Annotated in this window: 20 protein-coding genes; 14 read left to right on the forward strand and 6 right to left on the reverse strand. The window is 71.2% G+C overall.

The genetic code is table 11. The annotated features are described in order from the left end of the window. From AC0L6Y_RS04065 to AC0L6Y_RS04075, 3 genes are read left to right on the forward strand one after another with little or no spacing between them, the layout of a single operon-like run. Nucleotides 1–258, forward strand: a complete 258-nt coding sequence (locus AC0L6Y_RS04065) for a F0F1 ATP synthase subunit epsilon (RefSeq protein WP_473556024.1) — start codon at nt 1–3, stop codon at nt 256–258. Nucleotides 259–299: 41 nt separating this feature from the next. Further along, nucleotides 300–827 (forward strand): P-loop nucleotide/nucleoside kinase family protein, encoded by a 528-nt coding sequence (locus AC0L6Y_RS04070; RefSeq protein ID WP_473556028.1) that lies wholly within the window; start codon nt 300–302, stop codon nt 825–827. A 5-nt stretch (nt 828–832) separates the two neighbouring features. After that, nucleotides 833–1,597 (forward strand): YaaA family protein, encoded by a 765-nt coding sequence (locus AC0L6Y_RS04075; RefSeq protein ID WP_473556034.1) that lies wholly within the window; start codon nt 833–835, stop codon nt 1,595–1,597. Here AC0L6Y_RS04075 and AC0L6Y_RS04080 read toward each other — a convergent pair. Together AC0L6Y_RS04080 and AC0L6Y_RS04085 are read right to left on the reverse strand one after the other, a co-directional pair. Then, nucleotides 1,594–2,190: a DNA-3-methyladenine glycosylase I gene (locus AC0L6Y_RS04080; protein WP_473556039.1), complete on the reverse strand. Its 597-nt coding sequence runs from the start codon at nt 2,188–2,190 to the stop codon at nt 1,594–1,596. The genes AC0L6Y_RS04075 and AC0L6Y_RS04080 overlap by 4 nt on opposite strands. Further along, complete coding sequence (locus tag AC0L6Y_RS04085) at nt 2,187–2,711, reverse strand: methylated-DNA--[protein]-cysteine S-methyltransferase (RefSeq protein ID WP_473556043.1); 525 nt, start codon at nt 2,709–2,711, stop codon at nt 2,187–2,189. The genes AC0L6Y_RS04080 and AC0L6Y_RS04085 overlap by 4 nt, the downstream gene beginning before the upstream one ends. A 108-nt stretch (nt 2,712–2,819) precedes the next feature. Here AC0L6Y_RS04085 and AC0L6Y_RS04090 point away from each other — a divergent pair, with 108 nt between their 5' ends. Then, a complete protein-coding gene (locus AC0L6Y_RS04090) occupies nt 2,820–3,794 on the forward strand; it encodes an aldo/keto reductase (protein ID WP_473556046.1) in 975 nt (324 codons plus the stop codon). Here AC0L6Y_RS04090 and AC0L6Y_RS04095 read toward each other — a convergent pair. The 4 genes from AC0L6Y_RS04095 to AC0L6Y_RS04110 are packed head-to-tail and all read right to left on the reverse strand — an operon-like array spanning nt 3,791 to nt 7,635. Then, the gene (locus AC0L6Y_RS04095; RefSeq protein WP_473556048.1) at nt 3,791–4,321 is read right to left on the reverse strand and encodes a TspO/MBR family protein; all 531 of its coding nucleotides are present in this window, start codon (nt 4,319–4,321) and stop codon (nt 3,791–3,793) included. The genes AC0L6Y_RS04090 and AC0L6Y_RS04095 overlap by 4 nt on opposite strands. Nucleotides 4,322–4,375: 54 nt before the next feature. After that, a complete protein-coding gene (locus AC0L6Y_RS04100; RefSeq protein ID WP_473556052.1) occupies nt 4,376–5,740 on the reverse strand; it encodes an NAD(P)/FAD-dependent oxidoreductase in 1,365 nt (454 codons plus the stop codon). A gap of 11 nt (nt 5,741–5,751) precedes the next feature. Then, nucleotides 5,752–7,155: an aspartate aminotransferase family protein gene (locus tag AC0L6Y_RS04105; protein ID WP_473556054.1), complete on the reverse strand. Its 1,404-nt coding sequence runs from the start codon at nt 7,153–7,155 to the stop codon at nt 5,752–5,754. 12 nt (nt 7,156–7,167) lie between these two features. Then, nucleotides 7,168–7,635: an Lrp/AsnC family transcriptional regulator gene (locus tag AC0L6Y_RS04110; RefSeq protein WP_473556059.1), complete on the reverse strand. Its 468-nt coding sequence runs from the start codon at nt 7,633–7,635 to the stop codon at nt 7,168–7,170. Between the two features lie 115 nt (nt 7,636–7,750). On the opposite strand from AC0L6Y_RS04110, the gene AC0L6Y_RS04115 reads away from it, so the two are divergent. From AC0L6Y_RS04115 to AC0L6Y_RS04160, 10 genes are all read left to right on the forward strand, one after another. Next, a complete protein-coding gene (locus tag AC0L6Y_RS04115; protein ID WP_473556061.1) occupies nt 7,751–9,187 on the forward strand; it encodes an aminobutyraldehyde dehydrogenase in 1,437 nt (478 codons plus the stop codon). 55 nt (nt 9,188–9,242) lie between these two features. After that, complete coding sequence (locus AC0L6Y_RS04120) at nt 9,243–9,818, forward strand: FHA domain-containing protein (protein ID WP_473556065.1); 576 nt, start codon at nt 9,243–9,245, stop codon at nt 9,816–9,818. Next, nucleotides 9,815–10,669, forward strand: coding sequence for a PP2C family protein-serine/threonine phosphatase (locus AC0L6Y_RS04125; RefSeq protein ID WP_473556068.1), 855 nt, complete (start codon nt 9,815–9,817; stop codon nt 10,667–10,669). Before AC0L6Y_RS04120 ends, AC0L6Y_RS04125 begins: the two co-directional genes overlap by 4 nt. Nucleotides 10,670–10,724: 55 nt before the next feature. Beyond that, nucleotides 10,725–12,134, forward strand: coding sequence for a serine/threonine-protein kinase (locus AC0L6Y_RS04130; protein WP_473556073.1), 1,410 nt, complete (start codon nt 10,725–10,727; stop codon nt 12,132–12,134). Then, the gene (locus AC0L6Y_RS04135; RefSeq protein ID WP_473556078.1) at nt 12,131–18,043 is read left to right on the forward strand and encodes an Ig-like domain-containing protein; all 5,913 of its coding nucleotides are present in this window, start codon (nt 12,131–12,133) and stop codon (nt 18,041–18,043) included. The genes AC0L6Y_RS04130 and AC0L6Y_RS04135 overlap by 4 nt, the downstream gene beginning before the upstream one ends. A 33-nt stretch (nt 18,044–18,076) precedes the next feature. Then, nucleotides 18,077–19,048: an AAA family ATPase gene (locus AC0L6Y_RS04140; protein ID WP_473556083.1), complete on the forward strand. Its 972-nt coding sequence runs from the start codon at nt 18,077–18,079 to the stop codon at nt 19,046–19,048. Beyond that, nucleotides 19,045–20,409 carry a DUF58 domain-containing protein gene (locus AC0L6Y_RS04145; RefSeq protein ID WP_473556087.1) on the forward strand — a complete coding sequence of 455 codons (1,365 nt, stop codon included), beginning with the start codon at nt 19,045–19,047 and terminating at the stop codon, nt 20,407–20,409. Before AC0L6Y_RS04140 ends, AC0L6Y_RS04145 begins: the two co-directional genes overlap by 4 nt. Then, nucleotides 20,406–21,833 carry a hypothetical protein gene (locus AC0L6Y_RS04150; protein ID WP_473556091.1) on the forward strand — a complete coding sequence of 476 codons (1,428 nt, stop codon included), beginning with the start codon at nt 20,406–20,408 and terminating at the stop codon, nt 21,831–21,833. The genes AC0L6Y_RS04145 and AC0L6Y_RS04150 overlap by 4 nt, the downstream gene beginning before the upstream one ends. Nucleotides 21,834–21,894: 61 nt before the next feature. After that, on the forward strand, nt 21,895–22,722 hold the full coding sequence (locus AC0L6Y_RS04155) for a transglutaminase-like domain-containing protein (protein ID WP_473556096.1): 828 nt from the start codon (nt 21,895–21,897) through the stop codon (nt 22,720–22,722). Then, entirely contained in the window at nt 22,719–23,711 is a 993-nt protein-coding gene (locus AC0L6Y_RS04160) for a double zinc ribbon domain-containing protein (RefSeq protein WP_473556100.1), read from the forward strand. The genes AC0L6Y_RS04155 and AC0L6Y_RS04160 overlap by 4 nt, the downstream gene beginning before the upstream one ends. Nucleotides 23,712–24,191: the final 480 nt, after the last annotated feature.

Genomic DNA, 24,191 nt, shown 5'->3' on the forward strand with positions numbered 1-24,191 from the left:
ATGCCGCTGAACGTCAGCGTCGTTTCGGCGGATCGCGCCCTCTGGACGGGTGAGGCGACTCAGATCATCGCCCGCACGACCGAGGGTGAGATCGGCATCCTCGCCGGGCACGAGCCGATTCTGGCCGTGCTCGCCGAGGGCGAGGTGCGCGTCACCACGACCGACGGCGAGACGGTCACGGCGCGTGCCAACGACGGCTTCCTGTCGGTGCAGAACGACACGGTCACGATCGTGGCCGGCGCTGCCGAGCTCGTCTAGAGCCTCGGAACGCCGGGTGCGCCGTTCCGGACGGCAGTGACATGTTCATCGTGATGGCGGGGCTTCCCGGAACCGGGAAGTCGACCATCGCCGAGCAGCTCGGTCGTCAGCTGGGCCTCGCGGTGGTGTCGGTCGACCCGATCGAGTCCGCGATCCTGTCGGCCGGGATCGATGCCGGTCAGCCGACCGGTCTCGCGGCGTACCTGGTCGCCGAGAGGATCGCCGACTCGGTGCTGAGCTCTCCCGCGGCGGGGGTCATCATCGACGCCGTCAACGCGGTCGAGCCGGCGCGCCTGCAGTGGGTGCGGCTGGCCGAGCGGCACGGGGAGCGGCGCACGCGCTTCATCGAGGTGTACTGCTCGGATCCCGAGGTGCACCGCGAGCGCCTGGAGACGCGCAGTCGCGAGCTCGCCCATCTGGCCGAGCCGAGCTGGCACGCCGTCGAGCAGAGCCTCGACGAGTGGGAGCCGTGGGTCGGCCCGAGCGCCGAGGTGCCGCGACTGCGCCTCGACTCGGTGCGCCCGGTGGACGAGAACGTCGCCGAGGCGCTGCGCTTCGCCGTGGGCTGATCGACGTGCTGCTTCTTCTGCCCCCCTCCGAGACCAAGCGACCCGGGGGAACTCCGGGGACGCGTCTCGACCTCGGCCTGTTGAGCTTCGCGGGCCTCACGGATGCGCGCCGGGAGAGCCTGGCGGCGCTGCGCGCGCTCTGCCAGGACCCGGAGGCGGCGCGCCGAGCGCTGAAGCTGGGTGCCACGCAGGGCGCTCTCATCGAACTCAATCGCGAGGTCGAGGACTCCGTGACGATGCCCGCCCTCGACCGCTTCGACGGCGTGCTCTTCGACGCGCTCGACGCGGCGACGCTGCCCCCCGAGGCTCGCGTGCGCGCCGGGGAGGGCGTCGCCATCGCGTCGGCGCTGTTCGGCCTGGTGGGAGCGCTCGATCCGATCCCGGCCTACCGTCTTTCGGCGGATTCGCGTCTTCCCGGTGTCACCCTGCGACGGCACTGGGCGGCGGCCGCGGCCGCCGCGCTCGCGGAGCGCGCGGCGGGAGGCTTCGTGCTGGACGCCCGCTCCGAGGCCTATGCGGCGCTCGGCCCGGCGCCGGCGGGTTCGCGCTTCCTGCGCGTGGTCACCGAGGACGGCGACGGCCGCCGACGCGCGCTGAACCACTTCAACAAGGCGGGCAAGGGCGAATTCGCTCGCGCGCTGCTGACCAGCCCCGCGTGGCCAGGCGATGAGTCCGATCTGAGGGATTGGGCGCGCGATGAGGGCATCCGGCTCGAACCCGGCGAGGCCGGCGAACTGGTGCTCGTCGCCGAGCACCGCGCGGCGGCCTAGCGCTCCCGGGCTGCCGTTCCGGCCCGCCAGCAGCCGTCGACGTGATCGTCGACGAGCCCCGCCGACTGCATGAGCGCGTAGAGCGTGGTCGGTCCGACGAAACGCAGCCCGAGCTTCTTGAGGGCGCGACTCGCCGCCGTCGACTCCAGTGTGGTGGCGGGGACATCGGCGAGCCCGGTGCGCCGCGGCGACTCCGCGGGGGCGAAGCTCCAGATCAGCCGGTCGAGGGCTCCGGGGTCGTGCTCGGTGAGCGCAGCGACGATCCGCGCGTTCGAGATCGTCGCCTCGATCTTGGCGCGGTTGCGGATGATGCCCGAATCCGCCATGAGGCGCTCGACGTCGTCCGGGCCGAACGCCGCGACGGTCGGGATGTCGAAGCCGGCGAACGCGGCACGGAACGTCGGGCGCCGACGCAGGATCGTGATCCAGGACAGCCCCGCCTGGAAGCCCTCGAGACTGAGCTTCTCGAACAGGGGGCGGTCGCCGTGCAGCGCGACGCCCCACTCCTCGTCGTGATATCGGGTGTACTCGGTGTCGTTGCCGACCCAGGCGCAGCGCGACCGGCCGTCCGCCCCCGCGACGAGGCCCGTCACGCGGCACCGCTGCGCGGCAGCGAGTGCGGGATGCCCTCGTGCGCCAGCAGCCACGCCTTCGTCGGGACGCCCTCGCCGCCGCTGTACCCGGTGATGCGCCCGCTGCCGCCGAGCACGCGGTGGCACGGCACGATGATCGGCACCGGATTGGCGCCGACGGCACCGCCGACGGCGCGACCCGCGGTGGCTCGCCCGGTCGCGCGCCCGAGCTCGCCGTAGGAGACGACCTCGCCCCAGTCGAGCGCGATGAGCTGCTCCCAGATGGCGCGCTGGAACGCCGTGCCGGTGAGCGAGACGGGAACGTCGAAGGTGCGGCGCGCGCCGCGGAAGTACTCGTCGAGCTGCGCGGCGGCGCGATCGAGCACGGCGTCGCTCGACTCCGGCAGCTCGTCGTGCGGAAGCGCTCCGTCGCGCTCGATGGCGAGTGAGGTGACGGCGGTGCCGTCGCCGAGAAGTTCGATTCTGCCGATCGGCGAGGCGAGGCGTCGCAGCGAGTGCGGTCGGGCATCGGTGGGGGACATGTCTCGAGCGTAACGAGCGCGCGCCGGGCGGACGAGCGGGAATCGGACACGGTGGGAACGACGCCGCGCGGCCGCTCGGGGAGGAGCCGTCGCCGTAGGCTTTCCCTCATGGAATCACGTCGCCTCGGCACCCACGGCCCCCTCGTCTCCGCGATCGGACTCGGCTGCAACAACCTCGGCCGCGCCGGAACCCGGACCGCGACCGTCGACGGCGTGCGCGAGGTGATCGATGCCGCGATCGACGCCGGCGTGACCCTCTTCGACACCGCCGACATCTACGGTGCGGAGTTCGGGCTGAGCGAGACGCTGCTCGGCCAGGTGCTCGCCGGGCGCGAGCACGACCTCGTGATCGCGACGAAGTTCGGGCACGCGCAGTTCGCGCCCGCGCTGGCGGGGGAGAGCGCACCGGGCTCGCGCCCCTACATCCGTGCCGCCGTCGAGGGATCGCTGACGCGGCTGGGCATCGAGCGCATCGACCTGTACCAGCAGCACACCCCCGACCCGGGCACGCCGATCGATGAGACGATCGCGGCGCTCGACGAGCTCGTCGCCGAGGGCAAGATCGCCGCGTACGGGCACTCGAACTTCGACGGCGACCAGATCCGCGCTGCGGCGGACGCGTTGACCCGACTCGGCGTCGCACCGTTCGTCAGCGCGCAGAACGAGTACAACCTGCTCGCCCGCACGGTGGAGCGCGCGGTGCTGCCCGCCTGCGAGGAGGTCGGCATCGGATTCCTGCCGTTCTTCCCGCTGGCGAACGGCTTGTTCACGGGCAAGTTCTCGCGCACCGAGCGACCCGCGGACACCCGGATCTCCCGCCAGCGACCGCACATCGCCGACGAGGCGCCGTGGGATGCGATCGAGGCGTTCGAGGCGTTCGCGGCCGAACGCGGGATCTCGATGCTGGAGGCGACGTTCGGCTGGTTCCTCGGGCGGTCGGTCGTGTCGAGCGTGATCGCGGGCGCGACGACGCCGGAGCAGATCCGCGGCAACGCGGCCGCCGGCTCGGGCTGGCGGGCGTCCGCGGCCGAGCTCGCCGAGATCGGCGCGCTGTTCCCCCTCGCCGAGGCCGGTCAGGCCTAGGAGTTCAGGGCCGCCAGGCCCGCGTTGAGGGTGGTCGCATACAGCGCCCACAGCGCGTAGGGAACGAAGAATGCGGCCGCGAGTCGCGACAGCGGGGCGAAGCGGATGAGGGTGGCGATCACGAGCACGTCGAGAACGACGATGATCACCAGGGCGATCCACAGCGCGGGCGCCCCGAGGAACGGCTCGAGACCGAAGAACACGGGCGTCCAGACGGCGTTGACCGCCAACTGCGCGACGTAGAGCCCCAGCGCGCGGCGCCGGGCGACGGAGTCCGGTGTGCGCCAGACGAGCCAGGCCGCGACGGACATCAGCGTGTAGAGCACCGTCCAGACCGGACCGAACACGGCGTTCGGGGGAGTCCAGGCGGGCTGTTCGGCGGCCGCGTACCAGCCGTCGACATTGCCCGCGGTGGAGAGCCCGCCGAAGGCCGCGACTGCGAAGGCGATCGCCAGGAGCAGCACGAGCGAGAGCGCGGAACGCGGGCGGCGCACCGCGGTCGAGCCAGTCTGAGGGTTCGGAGCCATGCTCCACGCTAACCCGCGGCGACGACCACGGCCAAGGCGGGCGATCGTCGTTCCTCAGTGGCCGACGAGCGGCCCCATGGCGCGGGCGATGAGGGAGGGCCGTCCTGTCAGGCGCTCCTCGGCGTCGGCAGCCTGCATCGCGACAAGGCCCGCGTTGGCGCCGAGGAACCGCCACGGCTCCGGCTCCCAGTCGCGCGCGGCATGCCCCACCCAGGGGAGCCGGGTGAGTGCGGACTCGTTCCCGGTCAGCAGATCGGCGAGGGTGCGGCCCGCCAGATTCGTCGTCGACAGGCCGTCGCCGACGTACCCGCCCGCACTCGCGAGACCGGTCGCGGGGGAGAACGCCACGCGCGCGTGCCAGTCGCGCGGCACCCCGAGCGGCCCGCCCCAGCGATGCGTGATGCGAGTGTCGTGCAGCACCGGGAACAGCTCGACGAGGGCGCGACGCAGATGCTCGAACACGCGCGGCACCCGGTCGTACTCGGGCCGGATCGCGCTGCCGAAGTGATAGCGCGCGCCGCGGCCGCCGAAGGCGATCCGGTCATCCGCGGTGCGCTGGCCGTAGATCAGCAGATGGCGGTAGTCGGTGAAGGTCTGGCCGTGGGCGAGACCGATCTGCTCCCACACCGAGGCATCGAGCGGCTCGGTCGCGACCATCAGGGAGTACAGCGGCAGGATCCGGCGGTGCGTGGCCGCCAGCGTCGCGCCGTAGCCCTCGGTCGCCTGGACGACGCGCTCGGCCCGCACCGTGCCGTGCGCGGTCGTCACCCGGCCCGGCGCGATCTCCAGAGCCTCCGTCCGCTCGGCGATCAGCGCGCCGCGGCCCTCGACGGCGCGGGCGAGGCCCCGCGAGAGCTTCGCCGGGTGCAGTCGGGCGCAGGCGGGATCGAACGCCGCCGCCCGCGCTCCGGCCGCGCGCACGCGGGAGGAGTCCCACAATTCGAGCTCGTCCACGCCGTAGGAACGCGCCTCGTCGACCTCGGCGCGCGCCGCCTCGAGCTGCACGGCCGAGCGGGCGAACGCCACCGTGCCTCCGCGCCGGAAGTCGCAGTCGATCCCCGCCCTCTCGGTGACCTCGCCGACCTCGTCGACGGTGTCGATCATCGCGCGCCGCATCGCGAGCGCCGCCTCGCGCCCGTGCGTGCGCTCCAGCGACGCCGTGGAGCGCGGGAAAAGCGCGCTGCACCAGCCGCCGTTGCGCCCGCTCGCCCCGAAGCCGGCGATCTCCTTCTCCACGATCACGACGCGCAGCGACGGGTCGCGCTCCTGCAGATACCACGCCGTCCAGAGACCGGTGAGCCCGGCGCCGACGATCGCGACGTCGGCATCGGTGTCGCCGGCCAGCGGCGCGCGGGGGGTCAGGGCGTCATCGTCGAGCGAGTCATGCCAGAACGACACCGCACGGTACGCGGAGACCACGGCTCGGCGGTCTACAGGTGCGAGGTGGCTTCGGTCAGCACCGAGCGCAGGATCTGCTCGATCTCGTCGAACTCGGCGGGGCCGATCGTCAGCGGCGGCGCGAGCTGGATCACCGGGTCGCCGCGGTCGTCGGCGCGGCAGTACAGCCCCGCCTCGAACAGCGCCTTCGAGAGGAAGCCGCGCAGCAGTCGCTCGGATTCGGCGTCGTTGAAGGTCTCCCGCGTCGCCTTGTCCTTGACCAGCTCGATGCCGAAGAAGTAGCCGTCGCCGCGGACATCGCCCACGAGCGGCAGGTCGAGCAGCTTCTCGAGCGTCTGCCGGAACACGGGGGAGTTCTCGCGCACGTTCTCGACGAGCTTCTCCTCCTCGAAGATCGCCAGGTTCTCCAGGGCGACCGCCGCCGAGACCGGGTGCCCGCCGAAGGTGTAGCCGTGGTAGAACGCGGTGGTGCCGTGGCGGAAGGGCTCGTAGAGGCGGTCGGAGACGATCGTCGCGCCGATCGGCGAGTAGCCGCTCGTCATGCCCTTCGCGCAGGTGATCATGTCGGGCTGGAAGCCGTAGTGCGTCGAGGCGAACATCGACCCGATGCGGCCGAAGCCGGTGATGACCTCGTCGGCGACGAGCAGCACGTCGTAGCGGTCGCAGATCTCGCGCACCCGCTGGAAGTAGCCGGGGGGCGGCGGGAAGCATCCGCCGGAGTTCTGCACCGGCTCGAGGAACACCGCGGCGACCGTCTCGGGCCCCTCGAACTGGATCATCTCCTCGATGCGGTCGGCGGCCCAGATGCCGAAGGCCTCCAGGTCGTCGGCGGGGGCGCCCATCTCGGCGGCGCGGTAGAAGTTCGTGTTGGGCACCCGGAAACCGCCCGGCGTGACCGGCTCGAACATCTCCTTCATCGCCGGGATGCCGGTGATCGCCAGCGCGCCCTGCGGGGTGCCGTGGTACGCGACCGCACGAGAGATGACCTTGTGCTTGGTGGGGCGGCCCTGCAGCTTCCAGTAGTACTTGGCGAGCTTGAAGGCGGTCTCCACGGCCTCGCCGCCGCCCGTGGAGAAGAACACGCGGTTCAGGTCGCCGGGCGCGTAGTCGGCGAGACGGTCGGCCAGCTCGATGGCCGCCGGGTGCGCGTAGGACCAGATCGGGAAGAAGGCGAGCTCCTCGGCCTGACGCGCGGCCGTCTCGGCGAGGCGGCGGCGTCCGTGGCCGGCGTTGACGACGAAGAGCCCGGAGAGCCCGTCGAAGTAGCGGCGGCCGTGGCTGTCGAAGATGTGGTGTCCTTCGCCCTTCACGATGATGGGGGCGCCGTGCTCCTCGAGCACCGACTGGCGCGAGAAGTGCATCCAGAGGTGATCTTTCGCCTTCTGCTGCAGCGCCGCATCGTCGATCGAGGTGGGGGTGGGAATCGTGGTGCTCATGTGAGCCTCTTTCTAGCGGGTGCCCCAGTTGTAGTGCTGCTTGTGCAGCTTGAGGTAGACGAAGGTTTCGGTCGACAGCACCCCGGGGATGTTGCGGATGCGCTGGTTGAGGAGCGTGATCAGCGTGTCGTCGTCTTCGCAGACGAGTTCGGCGAGGACATCGAAGCTCCCCGCGGTGAGCACGACGTAGTCGATCTCCGGGATCTCGCCGAGCGCCTCGGCGACGACGGTGGTGTCGCCGGTGACGCGCACCCCGATCATCGCCTGCCGGGCGAAGCCGAGCTGCATCGGGTCGGTGACGGCGACCACCTGCATCACGCCGGCGTCGCTGAGCTTCTGCACGCGCTGGCGCACGGCGGCTTCGCTGAGCCCGACGGCCTTGCCGATCTCGGCATAGGAGCGCCGTCCGTCCTCCTGCAGCTGCTCGATGATGCCCTTCGACACGGCGTCGAGAGACGGGGGCTTCTGGCGGGCTGACATGCATTCGATTCTCTCAGTGCAGAGCGACCTCCACAAGCGAATCCGTAGATATGAACCGGCGAAAGTGCCGAAATCCGCAGTATCGAATGGATGCGACTCGAAGTAAGGTGTGGTCATGGCTGAGCGCACACTCAAGAACTTCATCAACGGCGACTACGTCGACGCGACCGCCGACAGCGCGTTCGACGTGATCGACCCCGCGACCGGGGAGGGCTACGCGCAGTCGCCCGTCTCCGACGCCGCCGCCGTCGACACGGCGTTCGCCGCGGCGGCGACCGCCTTCGAGGAGTGGGGCGAGGCGACACCCGCCGAGCGGCAGCTCGCCCTGTTCCGCATCGCGGACGCGATGGAGCAGCGTGCCGAGGAGTTCGCCGACCTGGAGAGCCAGGACACCGGCAAGCCGCGCGCGAGCCTCGTCGAGGATGAGATCCTGCTCTCGGTCGACCAGCTTCGCTTCTTCGCCGGAGCCGCACGCAACCTCGAGGGTCGCGCGAGCGCCGAGTACATGAAGGACCACACCAGCTGGATCCGTCGCGAGCCGATCGGCGTCATCGGCCAGGTCACGCCGTGGAACTACCCGCTGAACATGGCGGTCTGGAAGGTCGCTCCCGCGATCGCCGCGGGAAACACGACCGTGCTGAAGCCCTCGGACACCACCCCGCAGTCGACCCTGCTGTTCGCCGAGGTGGCCGCGGAGTTCCTCCCGGCGGGCGTCTTCAACGTCATCACCGGCGACCGCACCACGGGCGCGCGCATGATCGAGCACCCGACGCCGCAGATGGTGTCGATCACCGGTTCGGTGCGCGCCGGCATGGAGGTCGCCAAGGCCGCCTCATCGGACCTGAAGCGCGTGCACCTGGAGCTCGGCGGCAAGGCGCCGGTCATCGTCTTCGACGACGCCGACATCGACAAGGCGGTCGAGGGGATCGCGATCGCCGGGTACTTCAACGCCGGCCAGGACTGCACCGCGGCGACGCGCGTCCTCGTTCACGAGAAGGTGCACGACGCGTTCGTGGCGGCGATGGTCGCCTACGTCAAGGAGAACGTCGCCACCGGGATGCCCTCGGACGCGTCCACCTTCTACGGCCCCGTCAACAACGCGACCCAGTTGGAGCGCGTCATGGGGATGATCTCGGCCCTGCCCTCGCACGCGCAGGTGGAGACCGGGGGAACGCGCCAGGAGTCGGCGGGCTACTTCATCGAGCCGACGGTGGTGTCGAATCTGCAGCAGAAGGACGACGTCATCCAGACCGAGATCTTCGGTCCGGTGATCACGGTGCAGAAGTTCACCGACGAGGCGCAGGCTCTCGGGTGGGCCAACGACGTGCAGTACGGGCTCGCCTCGAGCGTCTGGACGCGCGACCACGCGCGCGCCATGCGCTTCGCCAAGCACCTCGACTTCGGCTGCGTGTGGATCAACACCCACATCCCGCTGGTCGCTGAGATGCCGCACGGCGGCTTCAAGCACTCCGGATACGGCAAGGATCTCTCGAATTACGGCTTCGAGGACTACACCCGCATCAAGCACGTGATGTCGTTCATCGGCGAGTAGCGCCGACGCGCCGCGCGGCGTCAGCGCGGGTGTCGGAACGCGAGACAATGGGGGAGTGGCCCCCGACTCGTTTGACGACACCGTTGCGGTGCCGCCGCGCGAGCTGACGCCGGCGGAGCTGTCCGAGCGCGACCGCCTCGAGGACACCGTCGCGATCTCGCGGCTGACCGCGCCCGCCGAGGACGCGGCGTGGGGCGGGCTGAGCGAGGAGCTCGCCCGTGAGGTCAGTCGCGACCGGAATCCGGCCGCGGCGGTGCTGCACCTCGTGCTCCCGACCGGGGCCGAGGTCGCGCTCGACACGACCGTCATCGTGGGGCGGCTCCCCAGCACGCCGCGCATCTACGTGGGGCCGGTCCCGCGACTGGTCTCGCTGCATTCGCCGACGCGCGAGGTGTCGGCGACGCATCTGGAGTTCCGGTGCGTCGGCAGCACGGTCGTGGTCAGCGACCTGCGCTCCACCAACGGCACGACGGTGGCCCTGCCCGGGGCGGCGCCGCAGGTGCTGCTCGGCGGCGATTCGGCGGTCGTCGTGCCGGGCACGATCATCGATGTCGGAGACGGGAACCTGCTGCGCATCACGGCCGGTCCTCGCGCCGATGCCGATCCGGCGACGAGCGGAACGAGTTCATGATCCAGCGCGGAGAAGACGCCGTCGAGCGGCGCTTCACGGTGCCCGGCCAGCGGGGGAAGCAATTCGTGCTGTCCTGGGCGGCGCGCACCGACATCGGACATCGCCGCCAGCTCAATGAGGACTCGGTGCTCGCCGAGCCGCCGATCTTCGCCGTGGCCGACGGCATGGGCGGCCACTCGGCCGGCGACCGGGCGAGTGCGGCGGCCGTGGCGCGGCTCGCCGAGGCGACGCCGAATCCGTTCCTCGAGGTGGGCGAGCTGGATGCGGCGCTGCGCCTCGCCGTCGCCGACATTGACGAGATCGCCGAGGAGTACGCCGCCGGGGCCGGCACGACCGTCACCGGCGTCGCGCTCGCCCTGTTCGAGCAGACCCCCGGTCTGCTGGTCTTCAACATCGGCGACAGCCGGGTCTACGCCTTCGCGGAAGACCGGCTGGAGCGCATCACCGTGGACCACAGCGTCGTGCAGGAGCTCGTCGACGCCGGGCTGATCGACGCGGCGGCGGCGGAGAGCCACCCGGAGAGCAACGTCATCACCCGCGCCCTCGGCTTCCATGAGACGCCGAGGCCGGACCTGTGGGGCGTGCCGCTGCGCGACGGCCTGCGCATCCTGATCTGCTCCGACGGGCTCACGCGCGAGGTCGACGACGAGCGGCTGGCGCGCACGCTGTCGGAGCGGATGTCGCCCGCCGAGACGGCCGAGATCCTGGTCGCGCTGGCTCTTCAGGCGGGCGGTCGCGACAACGTCACCGTCGTCGTCGTGGACGTCGTGAAGAGCCCCGCGAAGGGCCGTCACCAGGCTCGCAGCCCCCGGAATGCCCCGCGCCCCAGTTCGGGGGCTGAACAGGGGTGATGGGCCGAGGGCAACCCTAGAATGAACCGACCGTGCGACAGCTGAGGGGGTGACCGTGGCTCGACGACTGCCTTCACCGCCCCCGATCCTGCCCGGATTCTCCTACCTTCACGTGCTCGGGTCGGGCGGCTTCGCCGATGTGTTCCTCTATGAGCAGAATATGCCGCGTCGGCAGGTCGCCGTCAAGGTGATGCTGCGCGAGATCGTCAACGATCAGGTGCGGCAGATGTTCCAGGCCGAGGCGAACCTGATGGCGCGGCTCAGCGCGCATCCGGCGATCCTCACCGTCTACGAGGCGAGCGTGTCGGCGGACGGTCGGCCCTACCTGGTGATGGAGCTGTGCTCGCCCAGCCTGGCGGCGCGCTATCGCACCGAGAGCATCCCCGTCGCCGAGGTGCTGCGCGTCGCGATCAAGATCGGCAGCGCGATCGAGACCGCGCATCGCGCGGGCGTGCTGCACCGCGACATCAAGCCGTCCAACATTCTGACAACGGCATACGGGCATCCGGTGCTGTCCGACTTCGGCATCGCCTCCACGCTCGTGGGGGCACGTCAGGAGGAATCGGTCGGCCTGTCGATCCCGTGGTCGGCTCCCGAAGTGCTGCTCGACGAGGTTCCCGGATCGGTCGCCTCCGAGGTCTGGTCGCTCGGAGCCACCGTCTACTCGCTGCTCGCGGGGCAGTCGCCGTTCGAGGTGGAGGGCGCCGACAACAGCGCCAGCGAGCTGATGTCGCGCATCACGCGGGCGAAGCCGCAGTCGATCGGCCGGCCGGACGTGCCCGCCTCGCTGGAGAAGATCCTGCGACGCTCGATGTCGCGCGACCCCGCGCTTCGGCAGGCGAGCGTGCTCGAGCTGGTGCGCGAACTGCAGGTCGTGGAGAGCGAGCTCGGCGTCCCGCAGACCACGGTCGAGCTGGCCCGCGACGACTGGGCGCTCGGAACGATCTCCGACTTCGAGGAGCGCACCCAGCTGCGGCCGGTCGCGAGCGCGCTCCCGATGTCGCGAAGCCAGCGCCGACGCCGCGGGCAGGGAACCGCCGTGAGCGAAGCCCCGCCGTCGCGACCCGCCTCCTCCGGCGCCTCCGACGTGCGCAACGCGCCGCCGCAGCCCCGCTCGCTCACCTGGCTGCTCGTCACCAGCGCGGGGCTCGCGATCGCGCTCGGCGTCGCCGCGCTCGCCGTGCTGCTGAGCGCGCTCGGCGACAGCGACATTCCGACGGTGCGCGACGTGCAGGCGACCCAGTCCGCCGGGACAGTCGAGTTCAGCTGGGCCGATCCGGGGATCGAGCCGCAGGATCGGTACCAGATCCAGGTTCGCGACGGCAGCGAGAGCTTCCAGACCGCCACCCAGTTCGTCATCGCCGCGTCGCCCGGGGAGACGGTGTGCATCACCGTGCGCGTGTACCGCCAGGGAGCGACCGGACCGTCGAGCGCTGAGAAGTGCGTCGACGTCGTGGACGGGTGAGTCTCGTGCTGGGCGAGTGGATCAAGAAGAACCGTGCCGCGTTCGCCGCGGGCGTGAGCGGCACCGTGATCGCGGCCGTCGTCGTCGCCGTCGCGATCATCTCCCCGGGCTACGCGACCCAGCGGGTCTCGCTCAACGACGGCGCGGTGTGGGTCACCAACCTCGCCTCCCAGGCGCTCGGACGTGCGAACCCGGAGGTGCTCGAGCTCAACACCGTCATCGAGACCGACGTCGCCTCGGGGGAGGTCGTCCAGGCGGGGGAGTCGGTGTTCCTCGTCGACTCGGTCAACTCCACGCTCGATCTGGTCGACCCCAGCACCGCGCTCATCACGGAGCGGATCGCGCTGCCGTCCGAGGAGCCGCGCGTGCTGATCGCCGGCGACCGCGTCGTCATCCACTCGGCGGGAACCGGCGAGGTCTGGCTCACTCCGCTCGCGGAGCTCGGCAGCTTCGACCCGGCGAGTCCCTCGGTCCTCTCGCTCGGCGAGCAGTCCTTTCTGAGCGTCGACGACGTCGGCGTCGTGTTCGCCGCCTCGCCCGAGCTCGGCGAGGTCTACCGTCTCGACCTCGCGCAGGGCGCTCGCGCCAGCGAGAGCTGGACCTTCGAATCCGACGAGACGGCCGCGGACTACCAGCTGACCTCGGTCGGCGGCCGCTGGGTGATGCTCGACCCCACCGGCGGGCGGCTCATCTCGGAGGCCGGGGTGGTCTCGCTCGGCGGCGCGATCGAGCTCGGCGACGAGCCCGTGCTGCAGACGCCGAGCTCATCCGGCGACGCGGTCTACCTCGCCACCGCGGCCGGGCTCGCGCGCGTGGTGCTGGCGACGGGCATCATCGAGACGCTCGTGAGCGGCACGGTCGGCAGCGCGGCGGCGCCCGTGGTCAGCGACGGCTGCGTCTTCGCCGCGTGGACCGGCGGACTCGCCTGGCGCGACTGCGTCGGCGCGGAGCCGACCGAACTGGCGCTCGCCGAGATGCCGATCGACGCGAGCCTCGCCTTCGCCCGGAACGGGGACCAGGTCGTGCTCAACGATGCCCGCGGCGGCGCGAGCTGGGCGGTCGATGATCTCGGGCAGCTGATCAACAATTGGGATGAGCTCATCACCGCCGATCAGCAGCAGGAGCAGGTTGTCAACGACCTGGACACGCCGCCGGAGATCGACCCGCAGCAGCAGCCCCCCGTCGCGGTCGACGACGAGTTCGGGGCTCGACCCGGTCGCGCGACCGTGCTGCCGGTGCTGCTGAACGACTACGACGCCAACGCCGACGTGCTTGTGATCAGCGAGGTCGACCAGCTCGACGAGTCGATCGGCCGGGTCGACCTGGTGTCCCGCAACCAGCAGCTCCAGCTGACGCTCGACTCGGACGCGCGCGGCAGCTTCAGCCTGCGCTACACGATCACCGACGGCAGGGGCGGCACCGCGAGCGCCGTCGTCACGGTCGAGGTGCGCAGCGATCAGGAGAACTCGCCCCCGCAGCAGGTGCGGTTCTCGACGGCGACGGTCGCCTCCGGGGAGCGCGTCTCGACCTCGGTGCTCGGCGACTGGTACGACCCGGACGGGGATCCCTTCTATCTGGCGGATGCCAGCACCGCCGAGCCGAACTCGGTCAGCGCGAAGCCGGACGGCGTCGTCGTGTTCAGCGACGCGGGGGAGGCCACGGGCAGGTCGGTCGTCGGCGTGACGATGACGGACGGGCGCGAGTCCTCGGCCGGCACGCTCGAGGTCGATGTCCAGCCGCGGGGCGAGGTGCCAATCGTCATCGAGCCGTGGGTCGTCGTCGCGACCGCGGGCGAGCTCGTCACCGTGAATCCGCTGACGCACGTCCGCGGCGGAACCGGCGCCATCCGTCTGACGGCCGTCCCGGAGAAGACCGACGTGACGATCACGCCGAACTTCGAGGCGGGGACCTTCACCCTGTCGACCACGCGAGTGGGCACGCAGTACCTGAGCTTCACCGTCACCGACGGCGATCAGACCTCCACCGGGCTGGTGCGGGTCGACGTGTCGGCGCCCCTGGACGCCGGAACGAAGCCGATCACCGTGCCGCAGACCGTGTTCGTGCGCACCCTGGCGAGCGCGACCGTCGATCCGACCCTCACCGACATCGACCCGGCGGGCGGCGTGCTCGTGGTCACCGGCGTCAGCGACATCCCCGAGGGCTCCGGCCTGACGGCCGAGATCCTCGACCAGCGCGAGGTGCGCATCACGCTGCGGTCGCCGCTCGATGACGGACCGGTCACGCTCCACTACCGGATCAGCAACGGCGTCGCCGACGCCGAGGGAACGATCACCGTCGTCGAGATCCCCGAGCCCAGCCGCGTCCAGGCGCCGATCGCGACCGACGACGCCGTGACCGTGCGGGTCGGCGACGTCGTCGACATCCCGGTGCTCGACAACGACGAGCAGCCCGACGGGCAGGAGTTCGAGCTCATGTCGGCGCTCGCCGAAGAGCTTCCGGAGAACTCCGGTCTGCTGTTCGCCTCCGGCGACGAGCTGCGCTACCTCGCTCCCGAGGTCGCGGGCAACTACTCGGCCGTCTACGCGATCCGCGGGGAGGACGGGCAGATCGCGCAGGCCACCGTGCGGATCTCGGTGCGCGAGGTCGACGAAGAGACCAACAGCGCCCCGATCCCGCGCACCGTGACCGCCCGCGTGATCGCGGGCGAGAGCGTGCAGATCGACATCCCGCTGAGCGCGGTCGACCCGGACGGCGACGCGGTGCAGCTGATCGGCGTGGCCACCAACCCCGAGAAGGGCTCGGTCGTCTCGACCGCCGGGGGCTCGATCATCTACGAGGCGGGCGAGTACTCGAGCGGCACCGACGAGTTCCGCTACACGGTCGTCGACGGTCTCGGCGCGCGCGCCGAGGGCACCATCCGCATCGGCATCAGCCCGAGACTCGAGGGTGCGCGGAACCCCGTCGCCAACGAGGACATCGTCTCGATCCGGCCCGGCCGCACCGTGTCGGTGCGGGTGCTCGACAACGACTCCGATCCGGACGGCTCGCCTCTGCGCGTCGTGGCCGCGGTGCCCAACACCGAGGACTCCGAGGTCGTCGTCGAGGTCGTCGACGAGTCGATCGTGCGCATCACGCCGCCCGAGGCGGCGGGCCGCTACTCGGTGGTCTACACGATCGAGAACCAGTACGGCGGCACCAGCACCAACTTCGTGACGGTGACGGTGGATCCGGATGCCCCGCTCGCGGTGCCGGTCGCCTCGGACACCGTGCTGACCGTGGCGGAGGTGCTCGATCGCTCGACCATCGACGTCGACGTGCTCGGCAACGTGTTCTTCGCCGACGGGGATGTGAGCGAGCTCGCGCTGAACCTGGTTCCCGGCTATTCGAGCTCCGCAGAGGTGCTCGCGAACGGAAGCGTGCGCGTCTCGATCGAGGGCGCATCCCAGATCATCCCCTTCTCGGTCGCGCACCCCGAGGATTCGGACGTGCGCGCCTTCGCGTTCCTCTGGGTGCCCGGCTACGACGACGCCCTGCCGCAGCTCGATCCGACCGCTCCCGAACTCGTGGTCGAGAGCGAGCAGGTGCTGCCGATCGCGCTCAACGACTACATCGTCGCGCTCGGCGGACAGAGCGTGCGCCTGGTCGACGCGAGCACGGTGCGGGCCACCCACAGCGACGGCGGCGAACTCGTCGTCGACGATCAGAACCTCGTGTTCACCTCGGCGGATCGCTACTTCGGCCCGGCCTCCATCACCGTGGAGGTGACCGACGGCACGAGCGCCGACGACCCCGACGGCCGCCGCGCGGTGCTGACGCTGCCGATCACGGTGGAGCCCCGTGAGAACCAGCCGCCGATCTTCGTCGGCGCCGACGTCAACTTCGAGCCCGGCCAGTCGCGCGAGTTCGACCTCATCCGCCTGACGAACTACCCCTACGACGACATTGACGAGCTCGCCTACACGGCCCTCGACCCGCTTCCCGAGGGCTTCACCGTGGAGGTCAACGGCCAGCGGATGGTGATCACGGCGGCGCTCTCGACGCCCGCGGGCACGAGCGCGGTCGCGCGCATCGGCGTGCGCGACGCGGTCAACGAGGGCGAGCCCGGATCGATCCGGCTCTCGGTCGTCCAGTCGACGGCGCCGCTGGCGCAGCCGGTCGCCGACAGCGCGGTGGCGCTGCGCGGCGAGACGACCGTGCTCGACGTGCTGGCCAACGACCAGGTCAACAACCCCTTCCCCGCCAGCCCGCTCACCGTGGTCGCGATCCGCGGACTCGGCGGCGCCGACCTGCCGGCGGGGCTCACGATCACCCCGAGCGCCGACCGGTCCCAGGTCACCGTGCAGGTGTCGGAGACCGCCGAGCCGGTCGAGGTGAACTTCCAGTACCAGGTGGCCGACGCGACGAACAACCCCAGCCGCTACGTCTGGGGCAACGCCACGGTGTCGGTGCAGGACGTCCCCGACCCGGTCACCAACTTCCGCGTCACCGAGTTCGGCGATCGCGTGCTGAAGCTCTCCTGGACCCCCGGGGCCGCCAACAACTCGCCGATCACGGGCTACGAGATCCGCACCACGCTCGCCTCCAGCGGCAGCCTCTACTCGACCACCACCTGCACGACGAACGTCAACTGCGCCATCACCACGCCCGGCAACGGGCCGACGCACGCCGTCAAGTTCTCGATCACCGCGATCAACGAGGTCGGCTCCTCGACGGCGGTCTCCAACGCCGCCGGCACGATCTGGAGCGACATCATCCCGCCGCCGCCCGTGTCGCTGAACTCGGCCTCGCTCGACAAGGGCCTCAGCGTCTCGTGGCGGAAGCCCGAGAGCTCGGGCGCGGCCAGCCCGATCGAGCGCTACGTCGTCACCGTCGCGGGGGTCTCGCGCGAGATCACGGTGAGCACCAGCGACGCGGTCGGAACGCTCTACAGCCTCGACGTCGCGCCGATCTCCGGTGTCGTCAACGGCAGCTCCGTGCAGTACACCGTGAGCGCGCGCAACAGCGCCCCGAACACGCTCGCGACCTGGAACCAGGCCAGCGGGACCGGCACTCCGGCGTGGACGCCCCTCGTGGTCGGAACCCCGACGGCGTCCGGCGTCTCCTCGTCCTCCGGCACGACCGTCTCGGCGCAGTGGGCCGGGGTGTTCAACAACAACGGTCGCGCGATCACCGAGTACCGCGTCGCGATCACGCAGGGGAGCAACCCGCCCTCATGCTCGTCGGCCTCCTCCGTCGGCACCGCGACCAGCACCGAGTTCACCGGCCTGTCGCCCAACCGCGATTACATGGTCGTCGTCTACGCGAAGAACGGCCTGGGCGACTGCAGCGAGGCGGCGATGAGCGCCCGCGTCATCACGCGCGCGACCCCGGGTGTGGTGACGTTGATCACGACGAGCAACGCGACCTCTCCGGGCGACAACGGGCGCTGGGACTTCCGTCTGACGAAGATCACCAACGAGTCCGCGTCGGCCGACTACGTCAAGTACCGGCTCATCGGCGACGGCGTGGACGGCAGCGTCAGCGATCTCGTTCCGGTGGGCAGCGCCTATCTCGTGACCCAGAACGCGAGCCACTACGGCACGGCGATCAGCGCCGAGTTCCTCGCCTGCAAGGTGTGGCCCGAGGTGACGCTGTGCGGCAGCGAGTGGTCGGCGGCGTTCCCCGTCGGAACCCCGGTCGCCAACGTCGCACCGCCCGGGCTGAGCGCCACCGTGACCTCGACCGGAGTCGGCGTCGAAGGGGAGTGGCGCTGGAGCGCGCCGACGGCCGGCACCTACGAGCTGATCCAGTACCGCTGCGGCACCTCCACCTGGACGACCATGCCGGCCAGCGGCGGCGGCGTCTGCACCGCGAGCGGGGCGGTTCAGCCTGACGACCTCGACATCCGCATCACCGCCAACGGCGGATCGACCTACCAGCGCACCTACGACTGGGAAGACTTCGACTGACGTCGAGAAACTCCACCCGAGAGGACCCGAACCATGAGCATCACCCCGGAACAGGCGAGCATGTTCCAAGACGCCTTCGGGCGGCTCGTCGCCAACGTCGAGAACGTTCTCGTCGGCAAGACCTTCGTGATCAGGCTCGGCTTCGTCGCCCTGCTGAGCGAGGGGCATCTCCTGCTGGAGGACTACCCGGGCACCGGGAAGACCTCGTTCGCGCGGGCGATCGCGCAGAGCGTGCAGGGCTCCGTCTCGCGGATCCAGTTCACGCCCGACCTGCTGCCCGGTGACATCACCGGCGTCAGCGTCTTCGACCAGAGCCGGGGCGAGTTCTCCTTCCACGGCGGACCGGTGTTCTCCAACATCGTGCTCGCCGACGAGATCAACCGCGCCAGCCCGAAGACCCAGGCAGCCCTGCTCGAGGTCATGGAGGAGCACCGCGTCACCGTCGACGGCGTGCCGCACCCGGTGCCGTCGCCGTTCATGGTGGTGGCGACGCAGAACCCGATCGAGCAGGCCGGCACCTATCGCCTCCCCGAAGCGCAGCTGGACCGATTCATGCTGAAGGCCTCGATCGGCTACCCCGACCGTGCCGCCACGCTCCGGATCCTGGACGGTGCCGGCGTGAGCGCCCACGACACCGTGCTCTCGCCCGTGCTCACCGAGGAGGCGGTGCGCGAGCTCATCGGCTACGCGCGCCAGGTCCACGTCGACCCGAGCGTCAACGACTACGTGTCCCGTCTCGTCGAGGCGACCCGCACCGCGCGCGAGGTGCGTCTCGGCGCGAGCGTGCGCGGGGCGCTGGCGCTCGTGCGCGCCGCCAAGACGCTCGCCGCCGCCAGCGGCCGGCACTACGTGATCCCGGACGACGTGAAGTCGCTCGCCGAGCCGGTGCTGGCGCACCGACTGGTGCTCGACCCGGAGGCGGAGTTCGACGGGGTCACCGCGACGAGCATCATCTCGCAGCTTCTGCTCGAGATCGCGCCGCCGAGCGATCGGCTCGCCGTGTGACCATCTCCTCAGAGTCCCGGGGGTCGCCGCACACGAGCGACACGAACACCCTGCACAACACCCGCGCGCGGATCGTCGGATCCCGGACGGGTGTCCTTGCCGACTCCGTGGTGTTCGCCGTCCGGGTCTTCGGCACCGTGCGGGGGGCCGCCGGGCGCTGGTTCGGCCACGCCGCCTCCGTGGTAACTCCGCTGGGCTGGGGACTGCTCCTCGGGGCGCCGATCGTGCTCGTCCTCGGCTACGTCCTGGGCTGGGTCGAGTTCGTCGCCGTCGGCTGGGCGATCATCGCGCTCGCCCTGGTCGCGGTCATCTACCTCATCGGGCGGCCGCGCATCACGATCGAACTCGATCTGCCGCATCACCGCGTCGTCGCCGGCCAGCCTGCCGTCCTGAGTGTGATCGCGCGCAACCCCCGCGGGCAGCGCAGCCTGCCGACCTCCGTCGAAGTGCCGGTCGCCCAGGGGCTCGTGGAGCTGGCGATCCCGGGTCTGCGCGGCAGCGCCGAGTACGCGCACGAGGTGCCGCTGCCGACGAGCCGACGCGGCGTGATCCCGCTGGGCCCGGTGCGCACGGTGCGCGCCGATCCGGTGGGAATGGTCCGGCGCGAGCTCGTCTGGAGCGATCAGGAGACCCTCATCGTGCACCCGGTGACGATCGCCGCGCCCAGCACGAGCACCGGACTGATCCACGATCTGGAGGGCGTCACCACGCGCGACCTCTCCTCGAACGATCTCGCCTTCCATGCGCTCCGCGAGTACCAGCCGGGCGACGAGCGCCGCTACATCCACTGGAAGTCGACGGCCAAGACCGGCACCTATATGGTGCGCCAGTTCGAGCAGACGCGGCGCAGCCACCTCGCCGTCGCGCTGAGCCTCGCGCCGAGCGACTTCGCCAACGACGATGAGTTCGAGCTCGCGGTGAGCGTCGCGGGGAGTCTCGGCGTGCGCGCGATCCGCGACGGCCGAAGCCTCTCCGTCGTCGTCTCGACGATCACCCCCGAGTTCGCGAAGCGCCCCAGCTACGGCGTGCGGGCGCTCGCGACCCACCGCGCCGAGCGGCTTCTGGACGACCTCGCGGTGGTGGATCTCGCCAGCGGCGCGATCGGGCTGCGCGATGTCGCGCACGCGGTCGCCGACCAGGTCGGCCAGGTCTCGCTCGCGTTCCTGATCTGCGGATCGACGACGGCTCCGGCGCAGCGCTCGGCGGCCGCGGCGTTCCCCGTTGACGTGGCGGTCATCGCCGTCGTCTGCGACCCCGAGGCGCTGCCCGGCCTTCGCCGGGTCGCGGGCATCGACATCCTCTCGGTCGGGCTTCTGGATGACCTGAAGCACGCCCTGGCACGAACGGCGGCCACCCGATGACGCCGCGCACCTCCGCCGTCACCCTGCTGCTGACCGTCGTGTTCGCGAGCATCGCCACGGCGATCGCCGCCGCGGTGTGGTGGCCGATCTACGAGCATCCGCAGTTCATCGCCGTCGTCGTGCAGGGCATCCTGATCGCCGCAGTCCTGTCGGCGACGGCCGTGACGCTGCGCTGGCCGGGCTGGGTATTCAGCCTCGTCGCGTTCGTCGTCTTCGTGCTCGCGGGCGTCCCGCTCGCGGTGCCCTCGCGCGCCATCAACGGCGTTCTGCCCAGTCTTGAGGGCATCGGCGATCTGCTGAGCGGGATCGCTCTCGGCTGGAAGCAGCTGCTCACGATCACGATCCCGGTCGGCGACTACCAGGCGCTCCTGGTTCCGATCTACCTCCTCGTCATGGTGTCGGTCTTCGCCGGGGTCTGGATCGGAGCGCGCGAGCGCGGAGGCGAGTGGGGCATGATCGGCCCGGTGGTGACGGCGATCGCCGGCATCGCCTTCGGACCGGCGAACCCGGCGTGGCCGGTCCCGATCGCGCTGTCGCTGCTGGCCGTCGGCCTCGCCTGGCACGTCTGGCGGCGGATCCGGCGTCGCCGCGCCGCCCTGCGGGCGCTCAGTGGCCCCATGCAGTCGCGGCGGGCGCGCTCCGCGGTGAAGTCCGGCGGCGCCCGCGCCTTCGTCGCCGCGGGCGCGGTCCTCGCCATCGCCGCCGGCGTGGCGGTCGCCGCCACCGAGGCGCTGCCGCCGGTGGCCGAACGCGATGTGCTGCGCCAGACCATCGAGCGTCCCTTCGACCCGCGCGAGTACGCCAGCCCGCTGGCGTCGTTCCGCCGCTACCTGCAGGCGGACACCGTCGACGACGTGCAGTTCCTGGTCACCGGCCTGGATACCGGGGAGCGCATCCGCATCGCCACACTCGACCAGTACGACGGCGTCGTCTACTCGGTCGGCAGCGCGGCCGAGGGCGGAAGCTCCGCGGACTTCGTTCGCGTGCCCGCGGCGATCGACCGCAGCTCCCTGGGGCTGCCGAGCCGCCAGCTCGAGGTGGAGATCGTCGACTACGAGGGCGTCTGGCTGCCGAGCCTCGGCCGGATCGAGTCGGTGGACTTCGCGGGCGAGGATGCGGCGGCTCTCAGCGATGACCTCGTGATCAACCTCGACACCGACACTGCCGCGGTCATCAGCGGAGTCGCCTCGGGCGACACGTATCGCCTCACCTCGGTGGCGACGACGACCCTGAGCCTGAGCGCGCTCCTGACGCTTACCCCCGGGTCGAGCGATCTGCCGCGCCTGGAGAACGTGCCGGACGGACTCTCGGCGCTGCTGGACTCGTGGGTTCGCGGGGTCACCCAGCCGGGGGAGCGACTGACGCGCACCTTCGATCAGCTCGCCGAGCTCGGCTACATCAGCCACGGCCTCAGCGTTCGATGAGCCGCCGAGCAGGTCGGGGCACGGCGCCGATCGGATCAGCGAGCTGCTGACGGCGCCGCGGATGATCGGCGACGCGGAGCAGTATGCCGTGACGGCGGCGCTCATGGCGCGCCAGCTCGGATTCCCGGCGCGCGTGGTGTTCGGGTTCGCCCCCGAGTCCGACGGCGCCACCGCGACCACGGAGGTGCGCGGCGGCGACGTGTCGGCCTGGATCGAGATCGAGACCGCCGAGTACGGCTGGGTCGCGGTCGATCCGGTGCCGGCGGAGCGTCCGATTCCGGAAGACGACCTCGACCAGGTCGAGGAGATCGCGCGGCCGCAGTCGCTCGTGCCGCCGCCCGCCGACGCCGTCAACGACCACGAGGAGCAGACCCCGCCGGAGAGCACCCGCGAGGACCCCGAGTCGATCGATCCGGTGCTCGCGGCGCTGCTCGCCGTGGTGCAGGGTCTCGGCGTGCTGCTCATGATCGCCGCGGTGCTGCTCGCCCCGTTCATGCTCGTGATCGCCGCCAAGCTGCGCCGTCGGCGGCTGCGTCGGAAGGGCGAGACGCCGCTCGATCGCATCCAGGGCGGCTGGGACGAGTTCGCCGACACGGCCCTCGACCACGGGATCACCCCGCCCGCCGCCGCCACCCGCGCCGAGTTCGCGAACCAGGTGGGATCACTGCCGTCCCGGGTGCTGGCCGCGGTCGTCGACCGCTCCATCTTCGCGCCGGAGACGGCCGAGCCGGAGGACGCCGAGCACGTGTGGAGCGCGGTGGACGAGCTGCGCGCGAGCCTGGACCAGTCGACGACGCGCTGGGGTCGCATCCGGGCCAGGATCTCGGTTCGATCGTTGGGTGCGGCGCGCTGGCTGGAGCGACGCGCCGGGAAGGAGACGGGCTCATGAACTGTCGATACTGCGGCTCTTCGCTTCGCACCGGAGCGCTCTTCTGCGGAGAGTGCGGACGTTCGGTGAACGGCGAGCGCAGCCTGCGGGGCCCGTCTGAGCCGGTGGGCGCGACCGAGGAGGTGACGCCGATCCCGATCGAGGAGCCGGGGCTGCCGTTCCCGCTCGCGCGCTCCACGTCGCTCCCGCGATGCCCGCAGTGCAGCGCGGTGGCGCTGAGCACGGATGTCTTCTGCCGCGAGTGCGGCTTCGTCGTCGGCGCCGCGGAGGTTCCGTCCGCGCGCGACACGGTCGCGGTGGAGGGGGACCTCGTGCCGCCAGCCTCCGACTCGTCGGAGGACGCCGAGGGGCTCGACGCCATTCCGGAGCCGTGGCCCGAGCAGGGCGAGGAGTCCGAGCCGAACGTCGACGTCGAGTCGGTCGAGGACTCCGCGCCGGTGCCGGAGAGCGCGAGCGAGGCGGAGGCCGAGCGGGACGTCGAGCCCGATGCGGAGCCGGATGCCGAGGCAGGCGCCGAGCCCGATGCGGAGCCGGATGCCGAGGCAGGCGCCGAGCCCGACGCGGAACCGGATGCCGAGCCGGACGGGAAGGACGACGAGTCCTCCTCCGCGGCGGCCGGACTGGATCTCGCCCCGCACCGCGACCCCGCCGCCGCGGGCACGGGGGAGCGCTTCGTGCTGCAGTTCAGCACCGGCGAGTCCGTCACGGTCACCGGCTCCGGTCTCATCGGCCGCAACCCGGTCGCACAGCCCGGGGAGTTCGTCGACCAGCTGATCGTCGTCTCCGACCCGGCGAAGACCGTCTCGAAGACGCATCTCGAGTTCGGCCAGGAGGGAGGCGTCTTCTGGGTGAGCGACCGCTATGCGACGAACGGCTCCGTGGTGCGTCCGGCTGGCCATGACCCGTGGCGCTGCGAAGCGGGCCGGCGCTACCGGATCGAGCGCGGCTCCCGGGTCGACATCGGCGACCAGTTCTTCGTCGTGAGCTAGGGGAGGTCGCGACTCCTCCGCCGGGTTCGCGCGGGGGAGGACTCCACGAGCCCCGCCCTGCGTGCGCGGGCGCGCGGTGCGGAGACGGTCGAATGGCGGCATGCCCGTCGACACGACTCCCGCAGCCCCGACGCCGCGCCCCATGCCGACGCCGCCGAGCGCGCCGCCCCGACCGCCGTTCCCGGTCGCGATGGCGGTCATCCCGCTGGTGCTCTCGGGCGCGATGTGGCTGTTGACCGGCTCCGCGCTGGTGCTCATCTTCGCGGCCCTCGGACCGCTGGCCGCCGTCGCGAATCTGGCCGACGGCTGGCGACAGCGGCGTCGCACGGCGCGGCGCGACGCCGAGAGCTTTCGGCGCGCGCTGGCGTCCTGGAACGCCGATGTCGACCGTCAGCACGACGCGGCCCGGGCGAGGCTCGCGCGGTCGCGGCCGAGCCTCGACGGGGAGCAGGCGGGCCTCGCGGTCGTGAGCGCGTGGCA

The sequence above is a fragment of the Pseudolysinimonas sp. 10J20-29 genome (assembly GCF_055809595.1).

Bases quoted from the DNA above. Each gene is read 5' to 3' on its own strand.
- AC0L6Y_RS04065 (WP_473556024.1), top strand. From the start codon at position 1: ATGCCGCTGAACGTCAGCGTCGTTTCGGCGGATCGCGCCCTCTGGACG.
- AC0L6Y_RS04070 (WP_473556028.1), top strand. From the start codon at position 300: ATGTTCATCGTGATGGCGGGGCTTCCCGGAACCGGGAAGTCGACCATC.
- AC0L6Y_RS04085 (WP_473556043.1), bottom strand. From the start codon at position 2,711: ATGTCCCCCACCGATGCCCGACCGCACTCGCTGCGACGCCTCGCCTCG.
- AC0L6Y_RS04090 (WP_473556046.1), top strand. From the start codon at position 2,820: ATGGAATCACGTCGCCTCGGCACCCACGGCCCCCTCGTCTCCGCGATC.
- AC0L6Y_RS04095 (WP_473556048.1), bottom strand. From the start codon at position 4,321: ATGGCTCCGAACCCTCAGACTGGCTCGACCGCGGTGCGCCGCCCGCGT.
- AC0L6Y_RS04105 (WP_473556054.1), bottom strand. From the start codon at position 7,155: ATGAGCACCACGATTCCCACCCCCACCTCGATCGACGATGCGGCGCTG.
- AC0L6Y_RS04110 (WP_473556059.1), bottom strand. From the start codon at position 7,635: ATGTCAGCCCGCCAGAAGCCCCCGTCTCTCGACGCCGTGTCGAAGGGC.
- AC0L6Y_RS04115 (WP_473556061.1), top strand. From the start codon at position 7,751: ATGGCTGAGCGCACACTCAAGAACTTCATCAACGGCGACTACGTCGAC.
- AC0L6Y_RS04125 (WP_473556068.1), top strand. From the start codon at position 9,815: ATGATCCAGCGCGGAGAAGACGCCGTCGAGCGGCGCTTCACGGTGCCC.
- AC0L6Y_RS04140 (WP_473556083.1), top strand. From the start codon at position 18,077: ATGAGCATCACCCCGGAACAGGCGAGCATGTTCCAAGACGCCTTCGGG.
- AC0L6Y_RS04150 (WP_473556091.1), top strand. From the start codon at position 20,406: ATGACGCCGCGCACCTCCGCCGTCACCCTGCTGCTGACCGTCGTGTTC.
- AC0L6Y_RS04155 (WP_473556096.1), top strand. From the start codon at position 21,895: ATGATCGGCGACGCGGAGCAGTATGCCGTGACGGCGGCGCTCATGGCG.
- AC0L6Y_RS04160 (WP_473556100.1), top strand. From the start codon at position 22,719: ATGAACTGTCGATACTGCGGCTCTTCGCTTCGCACCGGAGCGCTCTTC.